This is a genomic window from uncultured Rothia sp. (genome assembly GCF_916049665.1).
In the GTDB taxonomy this organism is placed as follows: Bacteria; Actinomycetota; Actinomycetes; order Actinomycetales; family Micrococcaceae; genus Rothia.
Genome location: NZ_CAJZIE010000102.1, coordinates 1 through 3,876, shown reverse-complemented (window position 1 = coordinate 3,876; position 3,876 = coordinate 1). Strand labels below are relative to the sequence as shown.

Annotated in this window: 3 protein-coding genes; all 3 read right to left on the bottom strand. The window is 59.8% G+C overall.

Annotation, left to right across the window (positions count from 1 at the left end; all coding sequences use genetic code 11):
* Positions 1 to 76 precede the first annotated feature (76 nt).
* Positions 77 to 1,111: a CoA-disulfide reductase gene (locus tag QZ540_RS08115; RefSeq protein WP_294629090.1), complete on the bottom strand. Its 1,035-nt coding sequence runs from the start codon at positions 1,109 to 1,111 to the stop codon at positions 77 to 79.
* Positions 1,112 to 1,481: 370 nt separating this feature from the next.
* A complete protein-coding gene (locus tag QZ540_RS08110; protein WP_294629088.1) occupies positions 1,482 to 2,846 on the bottom strand; it encodes a CoA-disulfide reductase in 1,365 nt (454 codons plus the stop codon).
* Between the two features lie 193 nt (positions 2,847 to 3,039).
* Positions 3,040 to 3,876, bottom strand: an 837-nt coding sequence (locus tag QZ540_RS08105) for an MFS transporter (RefSeq protein WP_294629085.1), incomplete at its 5' end; no start/stop codon positions are given.

Below are 3,876 nucleotides of genomic sequence, written 5' to 3'. Positions count from 1 at the left end.
CTTACGGTTCAATGGCGAACTCGTAGGCTGCGACCCTTTTCTCATGCCCGGTTTTTCGGTGCCTCGGGCGGGCTATTTAGTTTTTAGGCTTCTCAGTACTGGGTTTCTCACCGGCGTTCTTTTCACCGGCGCTCTCATGGTCAACGGCATCTTCTGGGATGCGGGTGAACACCTCCGTGGGGTCGTCTGCCCCAGCTGCTGCGGATACCCCAGCTGCGGCAGAAGAGTCAGTGGCGCCTCCGGTGACGGGCTCAGTGGGTGCATCAGCCAGGTTCTCGGCTGGTGCGTCAACAGGCACCTCCGCGACGATAGGTTCTTCTGAGGCGGGTACTTCCGCGGCCTTCTGCCCATCCTTGTCCTGAGCATCCACAGACTGCTCAGAAACACTCTGCCCAGAAACACCCTGCTCAGTAGCTACCGGCTCACCGTGCGCAGATTCTTTCTTTGCATCCTTGTGCGCGTCCTTATGTTCGAGCCTGTAGATGATGCGCGGCTCGAGGCGCTCAAAACCAATCTTGGAGCGCACCCAGTTCACGGTCCGGTCGATGCGGTCCTCACCCTCGGTGGTTTCCACAACCCGGTAGTTGCGCGGCAGCATCACGCTGTCGCTGAGCACGCGCGGGTACTCATCAATCTCCTGAATACCCGCCATGTACATGTTCTCGCGGAACTGGTGAGCGAACTCCTGCTGACCGAGGAACAGCTGGTCGGCGTAGGTTTTAGCCGCCAGGCGCTCGCTGTAGGCGTCCTTGGAGTCGCGAGCGCCCTTCTTGGAGCCGTAAATATCCCAGAAGTAAAAGTACACATTGTTCGCGATAATGGCGGAGATAATGCGGTTCTGCAGGTACACGAGGGCACCGACGGCGACCGCACCAACAATCAGGAGCACCACGGCGAGCGGGGAGAGCGCAAAGTCAGACAGATTGCCGCGGCGGTTCGTGAACAGACCAATCAGGTAGACGATGGTGACCACGATGATGGGCACACCGATGAACACCACGGCAAGCGGCGTCCAGATGTACAGCAGGCCGCGCAGGATTAGGCGGTAGTAGCGTACCGAGTCACCAATGGGGATGGGCGTGGGCTTCACGGAGGAGTGCGCACGCTTCATGAGCAGGCTGAAGATGCGGTTGCTGTCGATGCCAACTTTACGCAGCTTCGATTCGAGGGAGGCACGCTTGAGGAAGACCCGGTAGTTTTCGAGGACGACGCGCTGGTCGGCGGTGGGCTCTGGGGCGGTTCCTCAAGCGTGATGCACCCTCTGCCGGGCGCTCTGCCAACCTGCTTCGGCGGGTTCTTCTGCCAGGCAACCTCTACCGGTGGAGGGGCGCATCATTTGGCTCTTCTTGGTCGGGTGGTACCTCCGATTCTGCTCGCCCTTGAAGGGAAAGGAAAAGGGTCGCACGCTTACGGTTCAATGGCGAACTCGTAGGCTGCGACCCTTTTCTCATGCCCGGTTTTCGGTGCCTCGGGCGGGCTATTTAGTTTTTAGGCTTCTCAGTACTGGGTTTTTCTCCGGCGGCATTCTTTTCACCGGTGTTCTCATGACCGGCAGCATCGTGCAGGATGCGGGTGAACGCCTCCGTGGGGTCGTCTGCCCCAGCTGCGGCAGAAGAGTCGGTGGCGCCTCCGATGACGGGTTCGGTGGGCGCATCCTCAACGGGTACTTCAGCCAGATTCTCGGCAGGTACCTCGGCAGGAGCCTCGACGGACACCTCCGCGACGATGGGCTCCTCCGAGGCGGACTCCGCAGAGGCAGGCGCCTCCGGAGCCTTCTGTGCATCCTCCGGCTTATCCTGAGCCGGCGCCTCTACAGGCTGCCCAGAAACACCCTGCTCAGTAGCTACCGGCTCACCGTGCGCGGATTCCTTCTTCGCATCCTTGTGCGCGTCCTTATGTTCGAGCCTGTAGATGATGCGCGGTTCCAGGCGCTCAAAACCAATCTTGGAGCGCACCCAGTTCACGAAGCGGTCGATACGGTCCTCACCCTCGGTGGTTTCCGCAACCCGGTAGTTGCGCGGCAGCATCACGCTGTCGCTGAGCACGCGCGGGTACTCATCAATCTCCTGAATACCCGCCATGTACATGTTCTCGCGGAACTGGTGAGCGAACTCCTGCTGACCGAGGAACAGCTGGTCGGCGTAGGTTTTAGCCGCCAGGCGCTCGCTGTAGGCGTCCTTGGAGTCGCGAGCGCCCTTCTTGGAGCCGTAAATATCCCAGAAGTAAAAGTACACATTGTTCGCGATAATGGCGGAGATAATGCGGTTCTGCAGGTACACGAGGGCACCGACGGCGACCGCACCAACAATCAGGAGCACCACGGCGAGCGGGGAGAGTGCAAAGTCAGACAGATTGCCGCGGTGGTTCGTGAACAGGCCAATCAGGTAGGCGATGGTGACCACGATGATGGGCACGCCGATGAAAATCACGGCCAGCGGAACCCAAATGTACAGCAGGGCACGTAGAATCAGGCGGTAGTAGCTAATCGAGTCGCCAATGGGGATGGGCGTAGGCTTCACGGAAGAGTGCGCACGCTTCATGAGCAGGCTGAAGATACGGTTGCTGTCGATGCCAACTTTACGCAGCTTCGATTCGAGGGACGCACGCTTGAGGAAGACCCGGTAGTTTTCGAGGACGACGCGCTGGTCGGAGGTGAGCTTTTCGGGGTCGGGTAGGGCGTTGAGGTCCAAGCCGGCTTCGGTGAGGAGCTTGCTCCACAGTTCCAGTCGCGCCAGTTCGGAGGGTTTTGCCGCCGCCTGCGCCTGGTAGTTCTTGTAGGAGATGAAGATGGTGCTAGCACCAATGAGTAGCGTAATAAAGGGTGCTATCCAGTCTTTGAGTCCCATGGTGGCGTTCTTCCTTGATTGTGTGGAGCCGCTGGTTCCTCTGCGGTCGGGGCTGATGCCCGCTGTTTTACCGTACCACCGGCACCTGTGCTGAACCTTTAAATGCGCAGGTGGGTGCGTAAAAATAGCCCCGCCTCCCGATGCTTAAGAGCAACGGCAGGCGGGGCTTATCTATGAGGTTTAGTGCGCTGTATTAGTGTTCTGCGGGCTTCATTTCGCGCGGTGCCTTACGAATCATGAGGTAGCTGATGACAGCCATAACACCCATGAGCACGGCACTGAATGCGGAGCTCAGCACCACGCCCGAGTCGAAGGCAGCGAATGCGGAGGAGAGCAGCTGGTTCGCCTGCTCGCCACCTACATGGCTGGCGACGGACACGGCACCGCCGAGGGTTTCGTGGGCGTGGTCGGCGAGAGTCTCATCCAGGCCGTCGGGTACAACCACATTTGCGCGGTAGACGGCGGTGAGCATGCCACCAATGATGACGGTGCCGAGCACCGTACCTGTCTCGTAGGAGGTCTCCGAGATCGCGGATGCCGCACCAGCCTTACGCGGCGGCACGCTGGAGAGCATCAGGTCGTTCGAAATGGTCTGCGCAATACCGATGCCGGTACCGAGCACAATGAAGATCAGGATAATCACCAAGTCGTTGTGCGCACCCAGGAAGGCGAGCACCGCGAACGCGGCAGCGTGGAGCGCCAGACCGAAAGACACCACCTGCGCCGGGTGGAAGTGCACCGCCACGCGCGCAATCACCAGACCGGCGATAATGATCGCCAGGGTACCGGGAATCAGCAGCATACCGGCGTACATGGGCGGCAGACCGGAGACCAACTGCAGGTGCTGGGAGGCGAAGTAGATGAAGCCAACGTCCACCATCATGGAGATGAGGTTTGCGGTAATCGCGCCGGTGAACACGGTGTTGCGGAAGAGGCGCACATCCAGCATGGGCTGAATATCGTTCTTCTCGCGGTTGAGCTGACGCAGCACGAACAGGACGATGAAGCACAGGCCGGCAAGGATGGTGCT

What these genes read in the sequence shown, in the direction of transcription:
- QZ540_RS08115 (WP_294629090.1), bottom strand. Translation starts at nt 1,111, where the DNA reads ATGAAGCGTGCGCACTCCTCCGTGAAGCCCACGCCCATCCCCATTGGT.
- QZ540_RS08110 (WP_294629088.1), bottom strand. Translation starts at nt 2,846, where the DNA reads ATGGGACTCAAAGACTGGATAGCACCCTTTATTACGCTACTCATTGGT.